We start from the raw sequence: 22,778 nt of genomic DNA, 5'->3' as shown, positions 1-22,778 counted from the left end.
TGTTCCGGCAAACCGATGAGCGGTTGGTTCTCGGCCCTCCTGGACCTGCAGGCCCGCAAGGTCCACAAGGTCCTGCAGGCCCCCAAGGCCCCCACGGCGGCCCGCCCGGACCGCAAGGACCAGTCGGCCCTCAAGGACCATCGGGACCGGTCGGACCCCAAGGTCCGAGCGGCCCAGCAGGAGATGACGGCGCTTCGGCCTACGAGGTCGCTGTCGCGAACGGTTTTGTCGGCACAGAGGCAGAGTGGCTTCAGTCGCTTGTGGGTCCGGAGGGACCTGAAGGGCCACAAGGACCTCCCGGAGAAGGCGGAGGTGGCGGAGGCTACGTCACGAGCGTTACAGCTCCTTTGAACGTGAGCTCGGGAAACCTGAGTCTGCCATTGCCTGCCGCGGGTTTTATTCATTTTTCGGCTAGCGGTGGGGTCGGGGGAAGTTCCTCGCTGCAGTTTGATTCGATCAATGGCTGGGTTGGGATCGGTGGCGCGCCGACTGGGGGTCCGTTAGCTTTGCGCGGCACTGTTACCGGCACTGCATATGGGTTCAACTCCGTTCTGGTTTTCAACCCAACCGCGGATACAATAGGACAACTCATTGGCGGTCTTGCCCGTGCCGAAAAAGATGGGGCCTTCAATGTGAATTCGCAGGGAGTCATCGGTCTTCTAGGCCAGGCCCAGAACAAGGGATCGGGCACGGTGACAACGGCAATCGGATGCGTCGGACGAGTTCTCAATACCGGGACGGGGCCGATCAATTTCGGTCTCGGATTACTTGCGGAAACCCCTTTAATTAGTGGATCAGCAACCATCGGCACCGCGCGCGGACTGCAGATTAACACTCAGACGGTGCCCGGCGTGACCACTGGTTACGGGATATACTGCCAGGGGGCCGACGATTACAACTATTTTGCGGGCCGCGTCGGGTGCGGTATCGGAACCCCGACCGCGAAACTGCACCTGGCGGCGGGGTCCGCTGCTGCAACTACGGCCCCGCTCAAATTTACAACCGGCGCTCTCATGACGACGCCGGAAGCGGGTGCCGTCGAGTTCCTGACGGATAAGTTATACACGACCATCACGACCGGAGCTGCCCGGAAGGAAGTCACGCTCAACGACGCGGCGCTCAGCACTGAGTGTGTTCCCGTTGCGACGTCTACCGGCCGCCTTACCAACACGAGTCTTCGGTATGGTGTGACCTCGTCCAATTTCCTGTGCGGGAACCCGACAAACGTCCTCGATTTTATATCAGCGACATTCTGCGCCATTCTTGGGGGGACCAACAATACCATCGGAGGAGAACTCGACGCATCTATCATCGTCGGCGGTGTAGACAACGAGATCGACGGGGTCGTCGGTGAAACTTCCTCGATAATTCTCGGTGGGATTGGGAATCATATTCAGGGGGCATCTAACTGCACGATCATTGGCGGTCGGGATAACTATCTGGACCCGGGGGCAGACGGCACGACTGTGATCGGTCGGGATAACACGTCTGTTTCGCCTGGGTATGCGCTCATCATCGGAAACGGGAATACGAACCCCGTGTCCACCTTTAAAGACATTTTCATCGGTAATCAAAACAAGGGTTTGAAAATCCCTTTTTCGACCGGGAATGTCGAAGTGGTTGGTGGATCATTGACTGCTGGAGCAGTCACCGCGACGAGTCTCACCTCTCCTACTGGAGTCGATGGAACTTCTTGGTTCATCAATGCGAACGGAACCTTCCAGTTCGGCAGCAACGATTCCATTGGACGATTTCGCGTCGGGGTCGACAACACCCTTCGGTTCGGCGAAGGAGTGTTCTCAGTAGACTCGTCCGGCAATGTTGACGCAGCAGGAAACTTCAGCTTGGGGGGCCACGTAACAGGTCCGTTGCAAGTGGTGAACGGGGACACGTCGGCGACACTCAGCAGCTTCGTAGACGGTTTTATCGAATACCCTTTTCTCGACTGGTCGGGGAACAGTGCATCTGGAGGAGTGATTCAAGGGCCTGTCCACGTCCTTGGAGACACGGCCACGCCTGGGGCCGAGCCTTGGATCGGCCTGATGAACGCTGACGGAACCCCGTTGGCGTCAATGTCTATTGATACTTCGGGTTCGTTGTCTTTGGTTTCGACGGACACGATCACGCTGAGCGGTAGCACGACGGTTATCGGCACGTTGACTGCCACCGGCGGATACACTGGCGCACCGTTGGTGACTGAAAGCACCACCTCTCGGACGCTGCAACTATCGGACACCGGCAAGTATATCCTCTGCACGAATGCCTCGGCTGTGACAATCACTGTGCCGCAGCAATCCTCCGTCGCATGGCCGGTCGGGACAGAAATCATGATCGAGCAGAACGGGACTGGCCAGGTTACAGTGGCCGCGGGCAGTGGAGCGACGGTGAACACGTCCTCGACGCTGAAAAGCCGAGCTCGGTATTCCGTCATCGGACTCAAGAGGGTGAGCACCGACGTTTGGACGCTAACAGGAGACACTGAATGAGTTTTTTCAGCGTAGTAAGCGGGTCGCGACGGCGAACGTCGGCTTCTATCGATCTGGTCAGCAATTTGACGGCGCATTGGACGTTGGACAATACGCTCAGTGACTCTTCAGGAGGTGGAAGGACGCTTGCAACTGGGACCGTCAGCCCAACCTTCGAAACCCCTGGGCGAGTTGGGACCCATCATGCCAAGCTCGTCGCTGCTTCTTCGCAGTATTTTCGAGCCAACGATTGGTTTTATTCTGACGTGTTTACGATCTCGATTTGGGCGTTCCCCGAAACGGTTGATGGGAATGGTCGGTCCCTGATTATCAAGAGAAACTCTGCTGGATTCACGGCAGGGACTGCAGAGTGGGCGCTCAGCAACACCTCAACGGCGCTTACCTATTTTTGCCACGATGCGTCGGCGGTGAACGCCGTTGTCCTTACTGGCCCATCATTGCCCGTGAACACATGGTCCCACGTTGTCGTTGTCCAGCGCGGGAATGGCAATCCTGCTTCGCTTTACATAAACGGTGTGGAGGTGGATTCGCAAACGCAAGTCGCCGCAATGAGGGACACGGCCTCGCAGGTTTCCCTCGGGGTGCGCTCAAATAACGACAACAACCGCTATTGGAACGGGCGATTGGACGATGCGCGAGTCTATATCCGCGCTCTGAACAGTGCGGAGGTGTCCGCTCTCGCCGCTATGGGGACGCCGATGAGCATGATCCGCGAAACCTACGGAGGCACAGCAGCCACCAGCAACCTGGGTTCTTCGGGAACGCAATACAAAGCTTCAAAGTTCACACCAGCCAGCAGCTACATCCTCGAAAAGGTGGAGGGGCTGATTTATGCAAATGGCACTCCCTCAGGGACAATTACAGGTTTCGTTTGGGCGGATAACGCGGGCGTTCCGGGCACGATACTGGCGACGAGCACCAACACCGTTGACGGGAGCGGGATTACGACCTCCACCAGTGGGGACTGGTATGCCTTTGAGTTCAGCGGGGTTGCTTTGACATCCGGCACACCATACTGGTTTGGCTACGGTTCCTCCACTGTGAACGGTTCCAACTTCTACCGCATTTTGTGTGGCAATGCAGGGACCGGGGACATCCGCGAAGGAACCAATCCTCCGTTGACCAACGTCAGCAGCCGCGCTCACGCCATTCGCATTTACGCTTCCTCCTAATCCCGACCGGTTGACGCACTTTCCATATTACAGGGAGAGATTGTTTTTTATGGACCCTATTAATCTTGGCCGAAAGTGGGATACGTCCCTTGAAGTTTGCGCTCCGTGTCCTCCCACCGCCTCGAAGGATAAGGAGCCCGAAGTTCACTACCCCTCGCTCTATATCGACGGGGTGAAAGACCTTCCGGATTTCCCCGACGAAGGGACTATCACCGTTCGGTTCAAGAAAGTCCGCGAGTCGAAGGAGACCTACAAAGGCAAGAAAACGGAATCCTGCTCTCTCGACATCATCGAGATTCTTGACGTCTCCCGCGATCAAGCCTCGAAAGGCGACGACCGCGAAGCCGAGCTTGACCGACTCGCCAAGGAAGAGGTTGGAGACGACGAATAATGGTTCTGGTCGAAAACATTTGGGACGAGGCCCGGCAAATCGTTGGTAACTCCAACGATCAGGTGGTGTTTAAACGCATTACCGACGCCGTCGAACTGCTGGCGAACAAAGGTGATTGGGACCCGCTTATGGGGACTCTCGACATCTGCGTCTCCGGCCGCACAATCGCCCTGCCCCGCGAAGTCGAAACTGTCCTGGCCGTGAACATGGTCGGGCAGCCCGCCATTCCTCGTGACCAGCTTTTCAGCTTTCACATCAACGGTCCCGGCGAGTGCGGGCCGGAGCTTGCCTGGCAGTGGATGGACCTGGGCGAGGCTTGCGTCTACCGCGAAATTGAATGTCCGTCGAAGCTGATTGGCTTCTGTGCAGAGGCAGAGGACGCCAATTGCGAACTTTGGGTCGAGGGCGAAGACGTCAACGGCAATCTCGTCAGGACCAAGGTCGGTAACACCTGGGTAAACGGTTGGAAGGTCCCGGTGTTCCCCAACTACCAGGCGCTTCCTGCCGATGCCCCCGTCTTCTCCCGTATCACCCGCGTCCGGAAGCCGGTCACCGCGGGTCCGGTCCGCCTGTCGACGGTTGACAACGACGAAAACTTCGGGCTGTTGCTCGGTATTTTTCAGTCCGATGAGACGGCCCCGAGATACCGGCGCATTCGCATCTCGCAATCCGTCGCATTCGTTCGGATTTTCTTTCGGCGTCGTGAGTTTGTCGTCCGCAGCAAAAAGGATTTGATTCCGCTGCACAACTCTCAGGCGGTGCTGATGATGTTGCGCGCGTTGAAGGCATATGCGACGCCAGGGGAGTTTCCAAACGGTGAGGCGTTCGAATCGACGGCAATGCGCTGGTTGTCGGAAGAGCAATACACGCGCACGGCTCCAGTCATCCACCCAATTCAAGTTCATGATGCGACCCCGTTGAACGATCCTTCGGACTCCATCGAATAATGACTGGGGCAATTAAAGACGGCGACATGCGCTTCGCCCGCGGGTTGGACTCTGCGTCCGACCCCTCTGCCCTTTTGCCCGAGAGCTACGCGTGGTCGGTCAACATGCTTAATCGGGGCGGCGTATTGCAGACTCGGCCTGGCTATCGCCAGCGATTCACGCTGCCGGAAGGCAAACTGCAGGGCCTGACTGTATTTACGCCCCGCGTTGGCACGCCCGTTTTAATCGCCATTGTTGCAGGAAAGGTTTATACCTCTCACTACCCATTCACGTCGTATCAAGCGGTGGTAGGAGATCAGCTTTCGGCGACCGCAGATCACGTCTTCGCGGAGCAGGCCACCCGTTCGGTCGAGCGGAACCCAGACGGTTCCCTGAAACTTATTTCCCCGCAAAGCGTGTTGATGTTGCAGGACGGGAAAAGTCCCGCGGCTTACTTCGACGGGTATCGCACGACTTCGACAAACTCAGTCCCCCAGGGCACCCACATGAAGTGGGTATCTGGGCGGCTGTGGGTGGCGCGCGGCCCTCAACTCTTTGCTTCCGACATCGCGGACCCCCTTAACTTCATCGAGCAGAAGACAAATACGCTCGGCGGGATTAATTATTATCTGCTTCCAGACGATTGCACCGGGATGGCTACAACTCCCGGCCTTCAGCTTTCTCCGCTGTTCGCGTTTACCAACTCGACCACAACGGCTTTCCAAACGACCGTTCTAAACCGTGCTGCCTGGTCCTCGCTCGCACAATTCCAGCAGACTATTTTCCCCAACATCGGCACCGTTTCTGCACGTTCGATTGTCTCGCGCGCCGGGCTGCTCTGGTGGTATTCGCAGTTCGGACTCGTGAACTTCGATGCAGCAGCTTTTTCTGAAAGCTCGTCCCGCATCGATCTCATGGACAACGAACTCGCGCGAAGCAAGAGCTGTTTGAGTCCAGACTTGTCGGGCATAGCGGCAGCCAGCTATGGGAACTTCCTGCTTGTGAGTGTTCCACATGCGTCGCTGCGCAATCGGCACACATGGGTCCACGACGCAACGTCCCACGACCTCGCCAACGAAGCGCTTCCACCGTGCTGGTCGTCTGTTTGGACGGGAGTCAATCCGGTGCAATGGGTCAGGCTGACCATCGCAGGTCGCACACGCCTGTTTTGTGCCTCAGTCGATGACGACGGTCAGAACCGGGTCTACGAAGCCTTCACGAACGAACGCCGCGACAACGGCGTGGATATTCCGTGGGTTGTTGAGACGCGAGGATACACTGGGGGCGCGCCGGTGAGCCCGAAAGAGCTTCGATTTTTGGAGTATGGGCTGTCTGACATTCACGGCCAGGTGAACTTGAAAATCTCTTGGGCTGGCGTGGGTCGCGGTCGTTGGAAAACCCTTGCTGAGCGTGAGTTCAGGGCCGCCGAGGGCAATATTTCAGGTGGTCAGTCGTTCCGTTCAGACTCGGCACTGTTCGCTCTGAAATCGCAGTCTCGATTCGGTCGCACTGAGGATTTGCAGAACGTCCCCGAAGACACCTTGTCGTCTGCTGGAATCGACGGAAACGTATTTACGACTGAGAGCGAGCGCGAAGTAGTCGACACCGCTTTTCAGTTCCGTATCGAAGGTTCGGGTCAATGCTCGGTTCGTTCGCTGCGTGTCTTCATGGACCCTATTGCTGACTCGGACCGTGGAATGCCTGACAAGGCAGAGACTGAAGCGGGTCTCGTGCGTTACGATGGGGCAGCGTCCCGCAACCAAGAGGGTCTGCAGGAGGCTCCGACAATCTTTTCGTCAACCAAGTCCGCGGAGGCGCGTTATAAAAATTACGGTGTCGGTGCATCGGCCGCAGTCGTTTCTTCTATTTCTCAATCGGAAGCGGACAAGCGAGCGTTGCAAACCGCGCAAGCCAGAGCAGACTTTCAACTCGCGGCAACCGTGCCGCCATATGTGGGAGGCTCGTTAGCCGAATGAGGGAAGCGTTCGAACTGACCTACAGCGTTCCGCCGTTGGATGTTAACGGCGTCGGGCAAATCGTCCTCCCGGTTCCGGATAAACCGGTAATCGTTCGTATCGACGAAGAAGCTTTGGTGTGGAAAGCGGCAGCGCGGGCGACAAGCTACATCATCCAAACACTTGAGGGGACGCTTTGGCAGGTGGTCACGACCACTACCGAGCTGAGCTACCCAGAACCCGCGGTAGGGAACTACTACCGTGTGCTGGCGCATAACACCGGGGGTAATAGCAACCCGTCTAACGCAGTGCGGTTCACAGGAATTGTATCATGAGTATCCGAATCGAAGCAGCGCCTATCCCGGCATCGTTCCAAGGCACGCCCCAGCAATGGCTGGAGGCATTTTTGGACCGTCTTAAAGTCACGAGCGACGGGCTGAGTTTTGTCATCAGCGACGTTGCGCCCGGCTCGAATCAAGGCCCCTGGCTTAAAGGTGGGAAGAAGTGGTTCGTGTGGGATGAGGAAGTCCCAGGATATGTTCCGCTGGATATTTCGGAGTCCTACACTCCGCAGATTCACATCGGCGATGCGGCTCCGGATGAAGAGGGCGAGTATGCGATCTGGCTCAAGACCTCGGGCAGCACAATCGTAGGGTTTTTCTGGTGGGCCGGGTCGTCCTCAGGTTGGGTTGCCCAGCCGAAGGAATTGCAGCCTGGAGTAATTACGACGGCGCACCTCCAGGACCAGGCAGTCACCCGCGAAAAAGTCAAGCCCGGTGAAATTGTCGGCTCTCTTCTTGGAAACGATCTTCCAATCAATAAGTTCGAACGCGGGGCACCTTACGAGGTGATGCAGATGTCCGGCGACGGCGGCACCGCTCGCTGGGGGCACTGGATCAAGGCAAGCGCCGAGCAGGCCGTAGCTGTAGACTCCGTCATCGAGGTCGAGCACGGATTGGGTCGCATCCCGACCTATTTTGTGCCCGTCTTGGTGTGCAAGGAAGAAGACCGGCAGTGGCAGCCCGGTGACGAAGTCGATCTGGCGATGTCCGTGAACTCCCAGGACGTGTCCAACAACGGCAGCACGTTTTTCCGCAACTCAACAAAAATTGGGTTGAGACTGGGTCGCTTGCCGTCAGTCCGAGGGAAAACAGACGGCACGTTGTCTCTGGCAATCACGTCGTCCAAGTGGAAAATCAAATTCTATTTCGGAGTTGGTTGACGGAAGGGTGGCTCCGTCGCCATATCATGTTAGGAACATGATCCCGTTTTGGAGAAAGGAGCCACTCGATGAAAAGGAGTTAAAACTCTGGTCGGAGGTGATGCGCGCGCACCACTTCTCGACGTTTCGGAACAATCCGAGCGCCGTAGTGATCGCACAAGCCGCCGCGGGCTCTCAAGACTACTTGAGGGCTCTTTCAGCCGGGCTGAACTGTTTTGGCGGACCCCATGGGCCAATCCCGCAGACCGTATCGCTGTTGAGCCAGCCGGACCCCGCAGGTATGGCCGTCCAGATGTTGGAGCTGAAAATGAAAGTGCCCGGATGGGGGTCTTCATTCACCGAGGCGCGAGACCCGATTTGGGAGAAGGTCAGAAACCTGTTGGCAGAGCATTGGACCGACGCAAACTTGAAACTTGAGCAAGTTACTCATGTATTACACTCGGCCGGGAAGAACATCTACCCGAACCCGTCTGCATACACGGCGACGACCGCGATTGTGCTCGGGATTCCGGCACCGCTGTCGCCCATGATTTTGGTGGCCGGACGACTTATGGCGTGGTCCGATCTGATTTACAGGCAACTTTGAGCACCTATTTCATCACGGGAACTCCTCGCAGCCGGACTGCTTGGTTAGCGAATCTGCTAACTTACGGTCCGTCGTTTTGTTATCACGACGGACTCCGGTTGGACCCGAACCTCAAAAAGGTTTCGGAGACCCGCCCGGCACCGTTGGTTGGCAACTCGGACTCGTCGATGCTGCTGAGGTTGCCTACCTGGCTTGAGCGCTTTCCTGAAGCCCGATGGGTGTTTGTTGAACGTCCAATTGAACAGTGTCGAGTGAGTTATCGGGATTATTTTGGCAAATATCCTTACCCGGGAGCCCCTAAAAAGGAGGCCGACCTGAGCAAGGTGTTCCGCTATATCGACTTGATGGTCAAACGGGCCAAAACACTTTTGCCCGAGGATCGCACGTTGAAGGTTCGCTTCTCCGCATTGGACCAGGAGGAGACGATCCGGGCGATTTGGGCTTGGTGCGTCCCGGGGGTGGAATTTCCGCATGAGCGGTGGCAGATGTTGCGCACCTTCGGTGTGAATGTTCGGCCAGACAAGTTTTAAAGGAGAATAGTATGGGAGTTATCGCAGCCGCAGTAGTTGGCATCGCCGCCGCAGCCGGTGGCGCATATTTGCAATGGGACGCGAACGACGCGGCTCTCGATGCGCAGGAAAAAGCCCTGAACGGGCTTCAATTCATCGACATCGACCAGCAGCTCGACCGCGCCACCGAAGTCGACACGGACCGCTATCGACGACAGTTCGAAGTCCAGCGCGAAATTGATCCGCAATACGCAGCGCTACGCGACCGCGGCGCACAAGCCATTTTGCGACTTCTCGCCGAGGATAGCGACGGAGGTTCTCTCAGCGACAGGGCTATGCGCCAAGTCGGGGACTACGCTTTTGCAGAGGGAGAAGCGAACCAGAGTTTTATCGATGCGCTTGTTCAGCGAGCAAAAGAAGACCTGGACGCAGGTGCAACCTTGCCTCCGGAGTTCCAAGCCGAACTCATCAAGGCCGGTCTTGAAGGCGCTGGAACACGCGGCGAATCGATTGACGGGCGGGGCGCGGCTGGCACGTCAATTCGCCAACTCGTCGGTTCTGCAGGGCTGGACCTGAAGGAGCGCCGCGAAAATAACGCCCGAACCAACCTGGGGGCTGCTGAGTCGTTGCGCGGTCGTCGCGCCGCCGTTTTGCAGGAGCTCGCAGTGATGGACAACAACCTTCGGACCGCTAAAGGACAGCGTGCGACCGGAGCTCTCACAATCGGTAATGCGACCGTCCCGGCAATTGGTTTGACCGGTGCCGATGCAGTGAATCTCAGTCTGCAGAATATTAACCTGAAGAACCAGCAGACGTTGGGGCTCGGTGACATCAAAGCTCAAAAGCGGCTGGCCGAGGGGCAGATGTATTCCCAGATGACCAGCGCCGTCGCAAGCGGAGTTACCGGAATGATGGGTGGCGGAGGCGGTATGGGCGGCATGGTCGGCGGAGGCGGCACCGGCGGAGGCTCTTCGTGGATCAGCGGCCTTATGGGCGGAGGTGGTCAGCAAATGAGTAACGCCTATGGGAGTTACTCTGCGACCCCTAATGGAGGTATGCAAATCTCGCGCTCCCCGCAGCAGTGGAACCAATTCTACAGCACGCAGGCACTCTACCAATAATTTTATGCTCCCAACAAGTCATTCCGGCGCAACGATCAATCCGCAGCTCGCCTTACCGGCGCGTTCCAGCACGACGCCTGCGCTGCAGCTTTTAGCTCAAGCGTTCCAGCAAGGGGCGATCAATTTTGACCAAATCAACAGCATGTTCACCAAGGCCAAAACCGACTCAGCGCGCCGACAACTCGCTGACGAGGAAATTTTGGCGTCGAAAGACCGCATCGAGATCATGCCGAAAGCGAAGGAAGCCACCAACGCCCGGTTGGATTCGGAGCTCCAGGTTTTGCCGAAGAAAACAGCGGCTATCCTCGACGATTTGGATTTGCGTATCAAATCGAACGACGTCGCGGAGAGCGATTTGGGACGGGCCATGGCCGACCCATTCCGCATTGCTGAACTCTACACGAAATCTACCGGTAAACCGCCCCAGGTGAAGGCCGATGGGACGCTTGACCTGGAACTTATGACATCGGAATTGGATACGTTGTCAGAGGACTCGCGCAAGCGAAGCAACACTTACTCCGACCTGCAAATCAACTCCATGAGGTCGAAGACATCCCTTACTCCGGCACAACACGATCTTGTCGGGACTTTGACGAAAGCGGGTTATCCCGATGCAGCTTACAATCCGGACGGTTCCGTTAAGTCGGTCGGGGAGCTTACCCAGGCGGTCGCAAAGGTCCGAACCGTGGCCGAAGACAAACCCCTTACAGCAGCACAAAAAGCCGAGCAAGAGCAGGCAATCGTTCTTGCGGAGTCCATGGACGCGGACATGACTCGCATGATCGAACTCGCCAAAGCCAGCAAGGCAGCGGAGGAAGGCAAAGGCGACGGAATGAACATTTTCGGTGCCGGAGTCGGAAGTCCTGTTGCTCGCGGCGTGAACAGCGGCCTGGCCATCCTTGGAAGTGAGGACGCCAGAAAGCGTCGTATTTTGCAGACAGAGGCCGAGAAGTTCGTGAACAACCTCACGGCAGAAAAGACCCAGATTTTGAAGGGTGCGCTGTCGAATCGTGAGTTGGAATTCATCAAGGCGGCCGTTGTTCAAATCCCTGACGACGAAGAGGTCTGGATCGCGACTCTGACGAAGGCTCAGCAGACTCTGCGCAATGCATTGGCAGCGCGCAAGAGTTCCGTAGGCGAAGCACCGTCCGAGGCCCCTCCTGCAGCGCGCCCGGCTGCAGAGGACATCACGTCCCTCCCCTTAGTCCGCACCGCTGCAGACCGGCAAAACCTGCCTATCGGCACGCGTTACCGAACGGAGTCGGGCGAAACAGCGACTCGGCGTTAACGGTATCGGACAAGGACGAAAATGAATCCGAGGACCGCAAGCAGCGCCCCCAGCCATTCCCAGCCCGACAGGGGGCTGGTTTTGGGTGATGTGCGCTTTGCCTCGGGGTAGGAGCTCTTGGCGCGCATTCGCGCCTCTGCTTCCGGGCCTGACTTGGGGGTGTAGCTGGTAGCCATAAAACGATCCAGGGTAGCAACTATTTTGCGTTCCGGTCAAGGTCCGGTTGACGCGAGGGCCTCCCACTTCACATATCACTTTTAGACTTATGGCTTTTGAAATACCTGTCGAGGATCGCGAACCCACCGCTACAAACAGTCCGTTTCAGGTCCCTGAAACGGACAAAGACGCCTCCTTCCAGGCTCCGCCAGAAGACCGTCAACTTGACGAGGATTTGCAGTTCTTCAATTCGGCGTCAGTCGACGGGCTCGCCACCAACTACAAGTTTGAGCCACACGACTTCTACAATCAGCACAAGTCGTATCTGAAACCCGAGCAAGTTGAAAAGCTTGCCAACATCGCGTCGGCCCGCCGCACCAAAGGTGTTACTGCAGGTGCCGTGGTGGAAGGTGTTTCTCGGCTGCCCGAGACAGTTGGCCATTTCATCGAGTCGGGAGCGAAGGCTGCCTCAGAACTCAATCTGCAGGCTGCGCTGAACGATTACTCCAAGGAAACCGGTAAGGGTAAGTCGGCCCTGGAGGCTGCCCTTGCGGTTGGCAAAAAGAAGCTCGGCGAAGCCCTGGGCGGCGTGGAGACGATGGCAACGGGGTTTGCCGGACTGGCACGCAGCGGCATCCGCACTCTCGTTAATGACGAAGTCGAACGCGGGATTCTCAACAAAGTCGGAGTCAGCGAAGCTGTCGCTGACAAGGTGCTCGGCAAGCGGGTTCAAGCCGACATCATGGACCCAGGCTCGTTCGCGCTCCCTGAAGACAACCTCAAACGCTTTTTCGACGATGCCGCCGCCCGTGAACAGGTCGGTAAAACCGCCCAAGGACAAGGCGTCTACGGTGAACTTACCGGTCTCGATGCAGAGACGCTTGCAAAGGAAGGAATTGAGTTAGACCCCAAGGTCATCGGCGGAGCCGCTATCCTGTCGGACCCCACGCTGTGGGTGCCTTTTCTCGCGGGACTTCGCGCAGTAAAAGCAGCCAACGGCGGCATGCAGTTAGTTAACGCCGCGGGGAAGACAATCGGGACCGCAGCGACCGAAGGCGCAGCCGAGAGGTTCATTCGCTCGACCGCGGGACTGATGCAAAAAGGTGCTGACAAGGGTCGCGACCTTGTCCAAAAAACCCCGCTGGTCCACGCCGCCGCCGTCCCGGCAACAGTGTTGTCTGTCGTCACGGGTAACCCTGGACCGAGCATTCTGGCTTCCTTGGGAACAAAGCTTGCAGCCCGCGGCGCGGTCGGTGCCACCGATTTTGCAGCGAAGGTTTTAGGTTCTGATGCGGTGGTCAAAGGATTGGGCGCAACAGCCCGCGGCGCGGCCCACGGCACCGCGTGGTCGATGCCTTTTGCGGCGGCCACAGATGACCCTGCAGAGGCGGTCACGATGGCTGGTATCGGCACTGCACTTGGCGCGGCGGGTGGCGCAGCTTCCCAGACCGTGGCCAGCGGGGTCGCACGCGCACGCCAGCTACTCAACTCGGCTTACTATCGTGCGGGGTCCTTGAAAACTGTGCAGGACGTTCCTCTGAATGTTCCTGGGATGGAAGCTTTCGAGGCAGAGCATTCGCGCATGCTTTCCGACCTGAATCAGCGCGACAAAGATACCGCAGGCATCGTCAACCGCATGCGCGCCGCCCTGTCGTCGGGATCAGACAAGCCGACAATGGAAGCTTACTTGGTTTCCCCAGAGTTCGCAGAAAAAGCGAATCCGGGAATGGCCAATAAGGACGGTGCTTTCGAAGTTACAGTGGCTGATGCCAATGGTGCGGCGAAAAAAGTTCTGCTGTGGGTCGCCGACCCAGCGGTAACTCACGAGGGCTCCCATTTCATCACGAAATATGTGATGTCAGAAGCCGACCGGAACCAAATTCTGAACGCGGTCGGAAAGGACTTCCAGAAAGAGTTCGCAGACGCTTACCTCGGCCGCGAGGGGCTCACCGATCAACAACGAGCCGCAGCGGACCCCAACATGGAACTGGTGACGGAACTGGTTTCTGCGCACCTTGAAGGGACTCGCCTGGACGGACTCTCGCTTTCCGGACGCGATAAAATCGTGCGCTCTATCGCAGGCGCGCTCGACCGACTCGGCTTTTTCCGCACCGAGTTTTCTCCTACTGCGGAGGCTGGACAGCCGGTGTCAACCGTGATGGGGGTTAAATCGTCCCCACGTGTCTCGAACATCATTGACGACGTCGTGCAGGGCTGGCTTGCGGACCCTGAAGTCTCCGCCGCGATGAATGAGATCGCCAAGCCGCCTGTGGCGGGCCAGCCGAAGGCAACGCCGACGCCGGTGGCGAAGCAGGCCGCTACTCCCCCACCCATTCCGCAGGAAGCCGTCAACCAGATTCCGGTTCAACCCGCAGCACCGAAGCAGCCTATCGAGGTTCCTGTGCAGAAAGCGCAGGAGCCTCCCCGCATCATTGAAACGCTGACGGATGATTTCGACGCGACACCGGAAGCCACGGCCCAGGTGCGCAAAGCGCGCGAAGAGTCGGGCATTGTCGAACTTTTCCCGTTGCCTGAAGAAGCGGTGAAGCCTGCCGAAGCACCTGCTGTCCCAGCCCCCTCGCCTGAAGCTGCTCCAGCCGCTGAAGCACCGAACCTGCGCGGGGTCGCGCGGCAAGATTACAAGCCATTCGAAGGCCCGCGGCGGTCGCGCGATGAAATCGGTTTGACGGAGACCGCGTCAGCGGTAGAAGCCGACGCCGCACTCACGCCCGAGCAAAAGCAGGCATTCGCGACGCTATCAGAGAACACCCGCCGCCCAGTCCAATTGCTGTATCGCTCTGCGGAGACGGACGGAAACATGAACCGCACGGCGCGGCGCGAACAAATCGAGGAAGGACGTGACGGAGGACCGAGGATTGAAGAGGGCGTTGGCAAGACCGCCATTCCTTTCGCTTTTCGCGTAACAAAGGAGGGCGTTCAGCAGGTTAATGTTTTTAGTCCAGACAAGCTGCTTGCCAACGCCAAGGAAGTTGTCGCCCGAGCGGGCAAAAAAGGCAAGGGAGATTTACTACCCTACGAGAACGCAGAAGGCAGCCTCACCGCCAAAGGGGAGGCTGAATTCAACCGTGACATTGAGGACTACCTCGCCAACCAGGACAACGGCTACCTGGGCAACGGCGAGAAGGTCGTTCGTCCGGAGAATTATTCGGGCTTCATCCCGGCAGAGAATCCCGACTACACGCCTGTGAAGATTTCCAAGGAACGCATGCAATTCTTGAACTTGGTTCAAGGCATCGCCCCGCCGAAATCGGCGCGTGAGATGACGGTTGCAGGCGTGACGAAGTATCCAACAAACCTTCGCGCCCAGGACCTGAACAAGGCGCAAACGCATCCGAACGAAATCACGGAGCCCAAACTTTTCCCGAACAAAAAAGGCGAGTTTCCGATTCAGCGTTACAAGAGCTTTGACGACCGCCCAATCGTCGAAATGAATCCGCTGCGCAAGAAATTGGACAACGAAGGAGTCAACACTCGCGAACTCACGGAGACGACGGAGTGGATCAACGTCCGCGACATTCTCAAAGCAGAGCCGATGCAGCAAAACCGCCTCGCGCTCCCTGCTGACGACTTGGTGAACGCTGGCTTCATGCCGAGCGAAGTCCGCGGCGCTCCGAAAGCGTCGGAGTTTCAGAACGCAAAGCAGATCGAGCGCGCACTCAAGAAAAAGGGCTGGTCTGTCCTCACGGCGACGCAGGAAGCGCTCGGGGACGCAACCGCAAAGCCGAACGTCGAAGCCAACGCGCAGCTTGCAGCCATGCTCAAGCAGCAGGGTTTTGACTTCGTCGAGGTCAAGGGATTTTACAAGGGGGTCGACCAGGGCAAGAACTTTTTGGTTACGAATATCTCGCCTAAAACCGCGCTCGAAATCTCCAAGCACTTCAAGCAGGAATCCGTGCTCGTGCCCGAAGGGCTGCTCTACCAAGACAGCACGCTCAATCCGGTCGATCACAGCGGCACAATCGTCGGCGACGTCGCGAAGACCCAGGATTTCTACTCCCAGGTCGATAACGGTCCTGCGTTCACGCTCGGTCTCGACTTCGAGAAAAAGGTGCAGTGGACTGACGAAGAGCCCGTCGCGCAGTTCATGGCGGGCAAGCGTGGTCCGAAGGCTCCGAAGACCGGCACCGAACCGGCGCGCGATGCCGAAGGTCGTCCGCTCAAGGCCAACGGCCTAATCGATTACGAGCGCTGGGCGGCCGAAGAGCAGGCAGCACGCGACGCATACGTGCCGCAGATCGACACCACTCCCAAGGCTCCCAAAGCAAAGTCTGAAGCCAAGGGGAACCCAACCGCATGGATTTTGCCGGACGGTGAAACGCAGCCGTTGGCGGACGCGTATCACGAGAACGCGCTGGCGAAAAACGCCGACGCTTTCAACTCGAAGTTTGGGACAGCTTTTGAAGCCACGCCGGACCAGGCAGCACGTCTCGACGCAATCAAAGCAGGATTCGTCCGCATCCGTTACACGCCCAACGACGGGAATTTCCGCGCTGAGCTCGGGTCAAAATATTGGCGCACGCAGGGCAAGAAATTGCTCGAACACGCGCTCGCTCACCAAAGCAAAATCGACAGACTGACGGTCAACGTGCTCGATGAAAGCGGGCGCGAGATTGTCTCTGACTCAACCTCGATTTTTGCATCGAAGGACAAGGAGCAAGCAATCCGTGATTTCTTCAACGAGATCGAGTTGCCTTCAATGGATGCAGATGTTCCCGCAGGCCGCGGGCCGACGCTCATCCAACGCGCTCGGGCTCTTCCGGACGCGCCGGACGCTCCGGCACCCGGTGCGCTGGACCAGGCCGACTTCATGCCTTCGAGCAACAAGGAGAAAGGCCCTGTCTGGTTCTCTCAGCTCGAACGCGTCGTCGGCTCGAAAATGGCAAACTCGACGACGCCCGAACAGCTCCAGGCAATGCTCAAGAACCCGCAGAACGGGGTCAAAGGCGAAGAGCTGAAGTGGAGCGGGCTCGACGATTTCCTGAGTGGGAAAACGAAGGTCACCAAGCAAGAGGTGCTCGACTTTTTGGAGCAGAATCGGCTCGAAGTCAAAGAGGTGGTTAAAGGCGGTGCGCAGGAACTTTCTCCGGCTTTACAGGGTTGGCTCGAACGCAATTCAGTGGACCGACCAAACTCGTCTGAAGCGTGGGTTGACGTAGCTGCCCGTTTAGAGCGCGAAGCCCAACGCTGGCAGGAAAACGGTGATGACTGGCAGGCGCAAAGGCGTTTTGAGATGGCCGAAGAAGCGACGCGCCGGAGTGAGTTCGACAACGACGGTGCTCCGACGAAGTTCTCGCGATATCAACTGCCTGGCGGCGAAAACTACCGCGAGATGTTGTTCACGATGCCGCCCGCAAAGGAACTGCAGGGCAATTTCACTTTGCCTGAAGGTCACGTTGTCCGAAAAACGGACCCCTCGCGGCCCTATGCGTGGGAGCATGTCGATGCGGACGGCAAGCGTGTTGGGCCTGAGTTCGGAGCGAGGTCTCTTGCGGAAGCACAGCGGTTTGCGGCCGACCGGCTCCACGGCGGGGGTCGACCAAATCAGCAGCACGCGGACAAGGTGTTCCGCTCCAGCCACTGGGACGAGCCCAACGTGCTCGCGCATACCCGCGTCAACGACCGCGTGGACGCTGACAGCAGGCCCGGGCTTTTCGTCGAAGAGATTCAGAGCGACTGGCACCAAAAGGGGCGAAAAGAAGGCTACCGTCAGCGGAAGGAAGTCACCCCCCTCGAAGAAGTCAGAGTGGGTGAAGTGGGGTATGCGGACGGACATCGTTTTAAGTTTCTCGATCTTAAAGTGGGGGATTACCTGTTTTTCAAGACCAAGGAAGAAGCCCTCCAAGCTCAGAGAGAGTGGGCGGCGGACAACATGACGACAGCGGGCGTCCCAGACGCACCTTTCAAGAACACCTGGCACGAGTTCGTTTTCCGCCGTCTCGTCCGCCAGGCTGCCGAAGAGGGCAAGGAGTGGATCGGCTGGACGACCGGAGAAATGCAGGCCGAGCGCTACGACCTGAGCAAGCAGGTTGAAAAAGTATCGGCTTGGCGAATGGACGACCAGCGCGACCTCTACTCAATGCACATTGAGCTGAAGGATGGGACTTTTCAGCAGTTCGACGATCAACCCGCATCGCGCCTGCCAGACCTAATCGGAAAAGAGCTTGCGGACAAAATTGTCAGCGACCCGCAAGTCGCGAACGACGGCGTTCATTTGTCCGGACTCGACCTCAAAGTCGGCGGCGAAGGCATGAAGGGCTTCTACGACAAGATGCTCGTCGATTTCGCCAATAAGTTCGGCAAGAAGTTCGGCGCGAAGGTCGAGATGCGGGACGTGCCTGCAGCCTCTATTCACGAAGGGCAAGAAATGGCCTATTCATTGCGCGAGGTTGAAGAGGATCGCTGGCAATGGTTCAACGACGATGAGGAGGCGGTCGGGCCGGAGTTCCGGAGTGAAGACGAAGCCCACGCATGGAAAGAGGCCGACCTATACCCCGTCCATTCGCTGCCTATTACCGAAGCGATGCGCAACAGCGTGCTTGAGGGCCAGCCGATGTTCATGCCCACCAAGGGCAACGTGAAGGTGCGCGCGAACGCGGAGAGCGTCACGCTTTCTGAAGACGTTCTCCCGGCGTTCTTGCCGGTCAACAAGGTGGACCTGCGCGATTATGTCGACCGACCTGTCATGGTGCTCACTGCAGACCGTCTCGGCGTCGGCGTCAAGGAAGTCGGGCCGACCGGTGCTAAAAAGCCCGTCTCGGTTGACGCGCAAGGTGGTCGTGGGTTCTCTTACATTGCAGCAGACGGCGGTTGGGCTTTTTCAGATCAACAATCGGCAAGCCGTTTTTTGAGTCGCGTAAAAGATGTCGCGGGTGACAACGATTCTGCCCTGGTGGCTGTCTCGGTGCTGAGTCCGTTGAACCACCTCAAGTCGCGTTACGGCCAACTGGCCTATCACGACGCGCTGCAGGCCGCAGTCGAAGCCGGTGCAGTCTCACAGAAGTTGGCTGATCGCCAAATCCGCGAGATTTTCAACCGCGTCAAAGCGTCCGATACCGTGCCAAAGGAAAAGAAAGTAATCGCCCGCAACATAAAGTCCCTGGCGGACTTCAAACGCGCAATTGACGAAGGCGCAATCGACTTTGGGTTGGCCGCGACCTACCTGAAGCGTGCGGTGCAGAAGGAGCTGCCGATACACGCCAACGAAGCGAAAGAAATCGGGATCGCCCCTGACCAGGTCGCCGCAGACATCGCGGACCCCGAGCTCGTGGACGTCGACTTCGGCACTGTCGTTGCGCTCCTGGAAATCCCGGTCGCTCAGAGGCCACAAAAAACGGATTTCCACTTCAGCTATCCGTTCCAGGTCGCGGGTCGTCCGATTGGCTTCCTGAAAAAGTTCAAAAACGTCAGTGAGCTGAGCGGTGAATCACGCATCCGAAATTCCCGCGGCGAGGTCACCGCCCAGCCGCTACAGACGGTTATGCCAATTTTGGACCGGCTCCGCTCTGCTGAGGTGTTGGAGCAGTGGATGCCGTCTAGGAAGGCGGCAGCCGAAGAACTTCCGATTCGGAAGCGTGGCACGACGCCCGCAAACCTCGACATCCGGTCGCGCGCCAAGGGCGTGCCGGTGTCAACCATGTCCTTGGAAGAGTAGTTGACCGTCAACCCATATTATATCGATGAACATTCTCTCTGACCTCGGTGTGCCGTCACCTGCAGCTCCGGTAGCGCCAGCGGACCAAGCCGCACCTGCCAAGCAGCCCACTGAAGACCCGGTCATAAGCAAGATCATGTCGGGCGAAGTCCCCGGCGTATATGTGCCTGAAGGCGCGCAACTCCCCCAGCCCGTTGAAGGCGTTACACCTGAATCGCTCGCACGGGTCGGCGTTCTGCTCTATAAGCCGAAGACTCCGGGAATTTCAGTTGTCGCGTTCAACTCGAAACTGATTCCTGCGCGGCAGCTCCGCGATGCGGATTTGGCAGGGAAGCTGACTGAGATTTTGCCGCCAGTCACTGACCTGTTGCCGGACACCGGGTCTGACGTCATGGGTGACCTGGCACCGGTTGCCGAGGACGTGCAACCGGCGACGCCTAACCGGGTGCCGGTCATGCCTCGCCCGTCACTTGGTGCCGGTGCCCAGCAGAAGCTTGCAGGCGTCCGAGCCGAGAGCGCAGCCGGTGCAGAGAACCCTTCTGAGCGTCCGATTGCAGGCGGGGGAGTGATTCTCAACGGGCTGCTCAAGCGCACGATTTGACGCGAGATTTTTTGAAGCACAAAGCCCCTGGATTCAACCCCAGGGGCTTTCGCTTTTTGTGCTACGAGTTGTGCTATTGAGGCCCCTTTCTGGACCCCTTGTCGATATTGGCAGAATCAGGGGTTTTCTTAGGAAATTCGCGAATTTTGGAGGACTTGAAACACACGCGAAAGGGTCAAAAACGGATTATGAGTCCTCTGCTCTACCCCTGAGCTACTCTGGCGGAGCCACCGTCACTATTGGCGAACCACAATTTCCGTCAATATTTTTACCGTGTTTGCCCAGCCAATTCTCCAAACGCGGCCGGCAAACGCGGCGAACACAAATAGTGAATCACACTGCCCTGCGCAAGCAGGAACCAAGCGCCGTGAATCGGGTGTCCGCGCCGCCGGCACAGCAACGCGGAAAATGCGGACCCGCGAGAGGTCTCCAACCCGGATTCACCGAGCTTGCTGGCCAGCGACGTCCAATCTCCTTGCGAACCAACCTGCGGCCAATCAGGCGCTTCCGGCAAGGGCTCGATCCTCCATCGGCGATTCCGTGGTCGTTTGAGCCAGCGCTTCCATGTCTGACATGTCTGTCCGATTGGTATCAATGCCTATGAACGAGTTGAGCGGGCAGACACGCGTCGTCGCCGTCACCAATTCGCTCAATCCGAGGAGCAGCGCTCCCAGACGCACGGGCCCGCTTGACCTTGACATGAAGGCAAGCGCCAGCAGCGCGCCACCCGCCACAAACCTGAGGTTCCTGTCCACTTCACCAACGTTTTCTTTCATAAGAATTCTCCTGTTGCGTTCCAATAAATTCCTTCGGGAACGTAACCACCATCACGCCAGTTGGGAGAAAATCGAATGGGGCAATGCGCTAATGGCGGATTTCATGCCAGGATCTCAGCCGACAACACTCCGTCCGCAACCCTCGTCACGGGCCCGGTCATTCGGATGTGAAACCCGGGATCAATTTCGATTGCCAGTTTCCCGCCTGGCATATGAACCGTGATCGCTCGGTCGCAAAGACCCAGCCGATGCGCAACCGCGGCGGACGCGCTGCTGCTGCTCCCCGATGCAAGCGTGTAACCGGCGCCGCGTTCCCAGATTTCAATCTGGATGTTGGATCGGTCCAGCACCTTGAGGAATTGCACGTTGGTTCGATTCGGAAAATAGGGATGCACCTCCAGCAACGGCCCATAGCGGCGCGCGAGCTCCTCACTAATATCCGGCAGCGGCAACACACAATGCGGATTTCCCACCGTCGCCGCACAATAAGTGAACAATCGATCACCAGCCTGGATCTGCTCGTTCAAGACCTCACGACGCTCGCCGTTCACCGGGATCCGATCACTGGCGAAGCTCACCTGGCCCATCTCGACGCGCACCATCCTTCCGTTGTCGAACACCGTCGACTTCACCAACCCGCCCGCAGTTTCGATTGCGAATTCTGTGTCCCCCACAATTTTGCGATCCCAAAGATAACGGGAAAAAATCCGCAGCCCGTTGCCGCTCTTCTCCGCCTGGCTTCCGTCGGGATTGTAAATAACCAATCCGACAGGGGCATTGTTCGATGGCATGGGCCCGAGCAGGATTCCATCGGAACCAATGCCGTAGTTGCGATGACAGATCCGCTTGACCTGGTTCACCGTTAGCGGCGCAGACAGTTCCTTCGGATCGAGAACCAGGTAATCGTTTCCGAGCGCATGATATTTCCAAAAATTCATGCGGGCGACGCTAGCGAGTCGGCGTCACGCTTGAAAGAGAAATGCGGTGGATTTGCGGAGGACTGCAACTCCCCTCGGGTTAACGGAATGCGACGGCCCGCAATGCGCCGAGCCGTTGCTGCAATGCGGGTGCGAAGTCACTGGAATCCTGCGCGAAAAACGCAGCCTTTGTCTCATCCCACGTGGTGAAATAATGCATCTCCTCGAACTTTCGCCATTGCGCAGAGCCATCCGTGAACACCTGATTGCCGCCGTCCGGGACCATGCCGCGTTTGCGATGAGGGGGGATGTTGGCATAGACAAATCCGCGTCCGGCAGTGGTGTCCTGGCCGCCCCAGCGGCCGTTGACCTTCATCACGGAATCGGCAGCCAGCGTCCAGAAGGGACGCGATTGCCCCAGCTTGATGGGACTGCGCGCCGGGAAATCGCCTTGCGGATTGTGCCACACTGTGGCCCCCCCGAAATATTGGAGACCTATTACCCACTGTGGATTCCCCGTCCCGAGCGGATTCGGCTCGTACATCGGCAACCCGGGTCGATTGGGGCACGTCCAAACCGAAACTGTGTTCGATTGGACGATCAATCCGACCTGCCGCGCCGCGCTGGCGTCAGGCGGATTCAAGGAAGTTTGAACCGAGCGCGTTCCCTGCAGGCGGGCGGTTAAAACCCGATCATTGTTGTCGCCCGCGTAGATGGTTGTGCCGATTCCCAGTTGCTTCAAGTTGCTGATGCACTGAATCCGCTTCGCCCGTTCCTTTGCACTCGCGAGTGCTGGCAACAGCATGGCGGCAAGAATGGCAATGATCGCGATCACGACGAGCAGTTCGATCAGAGTGAACGCGTGTCGTATTGATGGAGATGAATTCAGTTTCATGGCAGCTGGAACGTCGCCTTCCAACTTATGCGAGCCGCCCCTCGGCGTCATTCACCCGGAAGTGTGAATCTCCCATTGAGCGTTGGAACGAGAGGTGCGCGGGCA

17 protein-coding genes are annotated in these 22,778 nt (G+C 57.9%); 13 read left to right on the top strand and 4 right to left on the bottom strand.

All coding sequences use genetic code 11. The features are described 5' to 3' along the window. The first annotated feature begins 353 nt into the window (after positions 1 to 353). The 11 genes from VEH04_16805 (at position 354) to VEH04_16755 (ending at position 11,656) form a co-directional block, all read left to right on the top strand. The gene (locus tag VEH04_16805; GenBank protein ID HYG24440.1) at positions 354 to 2,486 is read left to right on the top strand and encodes a hypothetical protein; all 2,133 of its coding nucleotides are present in this window, start codon (positions 354 to 356) and stop codon (positions 2,484 to 2,486) included. Further along, positions 2,483 to 3,658, top strand: coding sequence for a LamG domain-containing protein (locus VEH04_16800; GenBank protein ID HYG24439.1), 1,176 nt, complete (start codon positions 2,483 to 2,485; stop codon positions 3,656 to 3,658). The genes VEH04_16805 and VEH04_16800 overlap by 4 nt, the downstream gene beginning before the upstream one ends. A 49-nt stretch (positions 3,659 to 3,707) precedes the next feature. Further along, positions 3,708 to 4,049 (top strand): hypothetical protein, encoded by a 342-nt coding sequence (locus VEH04_16795; GenBank protein ID HYG24438.1) that lies wholly within the window; start codon positions 3,708 to 3,710, stop codon positions 4,047 to 4,049. Then, the gene (locus VEH04_16790) at positions 4,049 to 4,996 is read left to right on the top strand and encodes a hypothetical protein (protein ID HYG24437.1); all 948 of its coding nucleotides are present in this window, start codon (positions 4,049 to 4,051) and stop codon (positions 4,994 to 4,996) included. The genes VEH04_16795 and VEH04_16790 overlap by 1 nt, the downstream gene beginning before the upstream one ends. Then, the gene (locus tag VEH04_16785; protein HYG24436.1) at positions 4,996 to 6,951 is read left to right on the top strand and encodes a hypothetical protein; all 1,956 of its coding nucleotides are present in this window, start codon (positions 4,996 to 4,998) and stop codon (positions 6,949 to 6,951) included. Before VEH04_16790 ends, VEH04_16785 begins: the two co-directional genes overlap by 1 nt. After that, on the top strand, positions 6,948 to 7,265 hold the full coding sequence (locus VEH04_16780; GenBank protein HYG24435.1) for a hypothetical protein: 318 nt from the start codon (positions 6,948 to 6,950) through the stop codon (positions 7,263 to 7,265). Before VEH04_16785 ends, VEH04_16780 begins: the two co-directional genes overlap by 4 nt. Continuing rightward, complete coding sequence (locus tag VEH04_16775) at positions 7,262 to 8,152, top strand: hypothetical protein (GenBank protein ID HYG24434.1); 891 nt, start codon at positions 7,262 to 7,264, stop codon at positions 8,150 to 8,152. Before VEH04_16780 ends, VEH04_16775 begins: the two co-directional genes overlap by 4 nt. Positions 8,153 to 8,159: 7 nt before the next feature. Continuing rightward, positions 8,160 to 8,738 carry a citrate/2-methylcitrate synthase gene (locus VEH04_16770; protein HYG24433.1) on the top strand — a complete coding sequence of 193 codons (579 nt, stop codon included), beginning with the start codon at positions 8,160 to 8,162 and terminating at the stop codon, positions 8,736 to 8,738. 251 nt (positions 8,739 to 8,989) lie between these two features. Then, positions 8,990 to 9,268, top strand: a complete 279-nt coding sequence (locus VEH04_16765; GenBank protein HYG24432.1) for a hypothetical protein — start codon at positions 8,990 to 8,992, stop codon at positions 9,266 to 9,268. A gap of 11 nt (positions 9,269 to 9,279) precedes the next feature. Next, positions 9,280 to 10,368: a hypothetical protein gene (locus VEH04_16760; GenBank protein ID HYG24431.1), complete on the top strand. Its 1,089-nt coding sequence runs from the start codon at positions 9,280 to 9,282 to the stop codon at positions 10,366 to 10,368. Between the two features lie 4 nt (positions 10,369 to 10,372). Then, complete coding sequence (locus tag VEH04_16755; protein ID HYG24430.1) at positions 10,373 to 11,656, top strand: hypothetical protein; 1,284 nt, start codon at positions 10,373 to 10,375, stop codon at positions 11,654 to 11,656. On the opposite strand, the gene VEH04_16750 is transcribed toward VEH04_16755, so the two are convergent. After that, positions 11,653 to 11,832, bottom strand: a complete 180-nt coding sequence (locus tag VEH04_16750; protein HYG24429.1) for a hypothetical protein — start codon at positions 11,830 to 11,832, stop codon at positions 11,653 to 11,655. The genes VEH04_16755 and VEH04_16750 overlap by 4 nt on opposite strands. Before the next feature lie 89 nt (positions 11,833 to 11,921). Between VEH04_16750 and VEH04_16745 the strand changes: the two genes are divergently transcribed. Both VEH04_16745 and VEH04_16740 read left to right on the top strand, forming a co-directional pair. After that, positions 11,922 to 19,484, top strand: a complete 7,563-nt coding sequence (locus tag VEH04_16745) for a hypothetical protein (protein HYG24428.1) — start codon at positions 11,922 to 11,924, stop codon at positions 19,482 to 19,484. Between the two features lie 25 nt (positions 19,485 to 19,509). After that, entirely contained in the window at positions 19,510 to 20,085 is a 576-nt protein-coding gene (locus tag VEH04_16740) for a hypothetical protein (GenBank protein HYG24427.1), read from the top strand. A 497-nt stretch (positions 20,086 to 20,582) separates the two neighbouring features. On the opposite strand, the gene VEH04_16735 is transcribed toward VEH04_16740, so the two are convergent. From VEH04_16735 to VEH04_16725, 3 genes are all read right to left on the bottom strand, one after another. Next, positions 20,583 to 20,861, bottom strand: a complete 279-nt coding sequence (locus tag VEH04_16735; GenBank protein HYG24426.1) for a DUF2892 domain-containing protein — start codon at positions 20,859 to 20,861, stop codon at positions 20,583 to 20,585. A 101-nt stretch (positions 20,862 to 20,962) separates the two neighbouring features. Continuing rightward, a complete protein-coding gene (dapF, locus tag VEH04_16730) occupies positions 20,963 to 21,799 on the bottom strand; it encodes a diaminopimelate epimerase (GenBank protein HYG24425.1) in 837 nt (278 codons plus the stop codon). A 79-nt stretch (positions 21,800 to 21,878) separates the two neighbouring features. Further along, positions 21,879 to 22,673: a prepilin-type N-terminal cleavage/methylation domain-containing protein gene (locus VEH04_16725; GenBank protein ID HYG24424.1), complete on the bottom strand. Its 795-nt coding sequence runs from the start codon at positions 22,671 to 22,673 to the stop codon at positions 21,879 to 21,881. Positions 22,674 to 22,778 lie beyond the last annotated feature (105 nt).

The organism is Verrucomicrobiia bacterium, assembly GCA_035629175.1.
Taxonomy (GTDB): domain Bacteria; phylum Verrucomicrobiota; class Verrucomicrobiia; order Limisphaerales; family DASXHY01; genus DASXHY01.
Note: the sequence above shows the minus strand (reverse complement) of the source record. Positions and strands in the feature narration are given on the sequence as shown.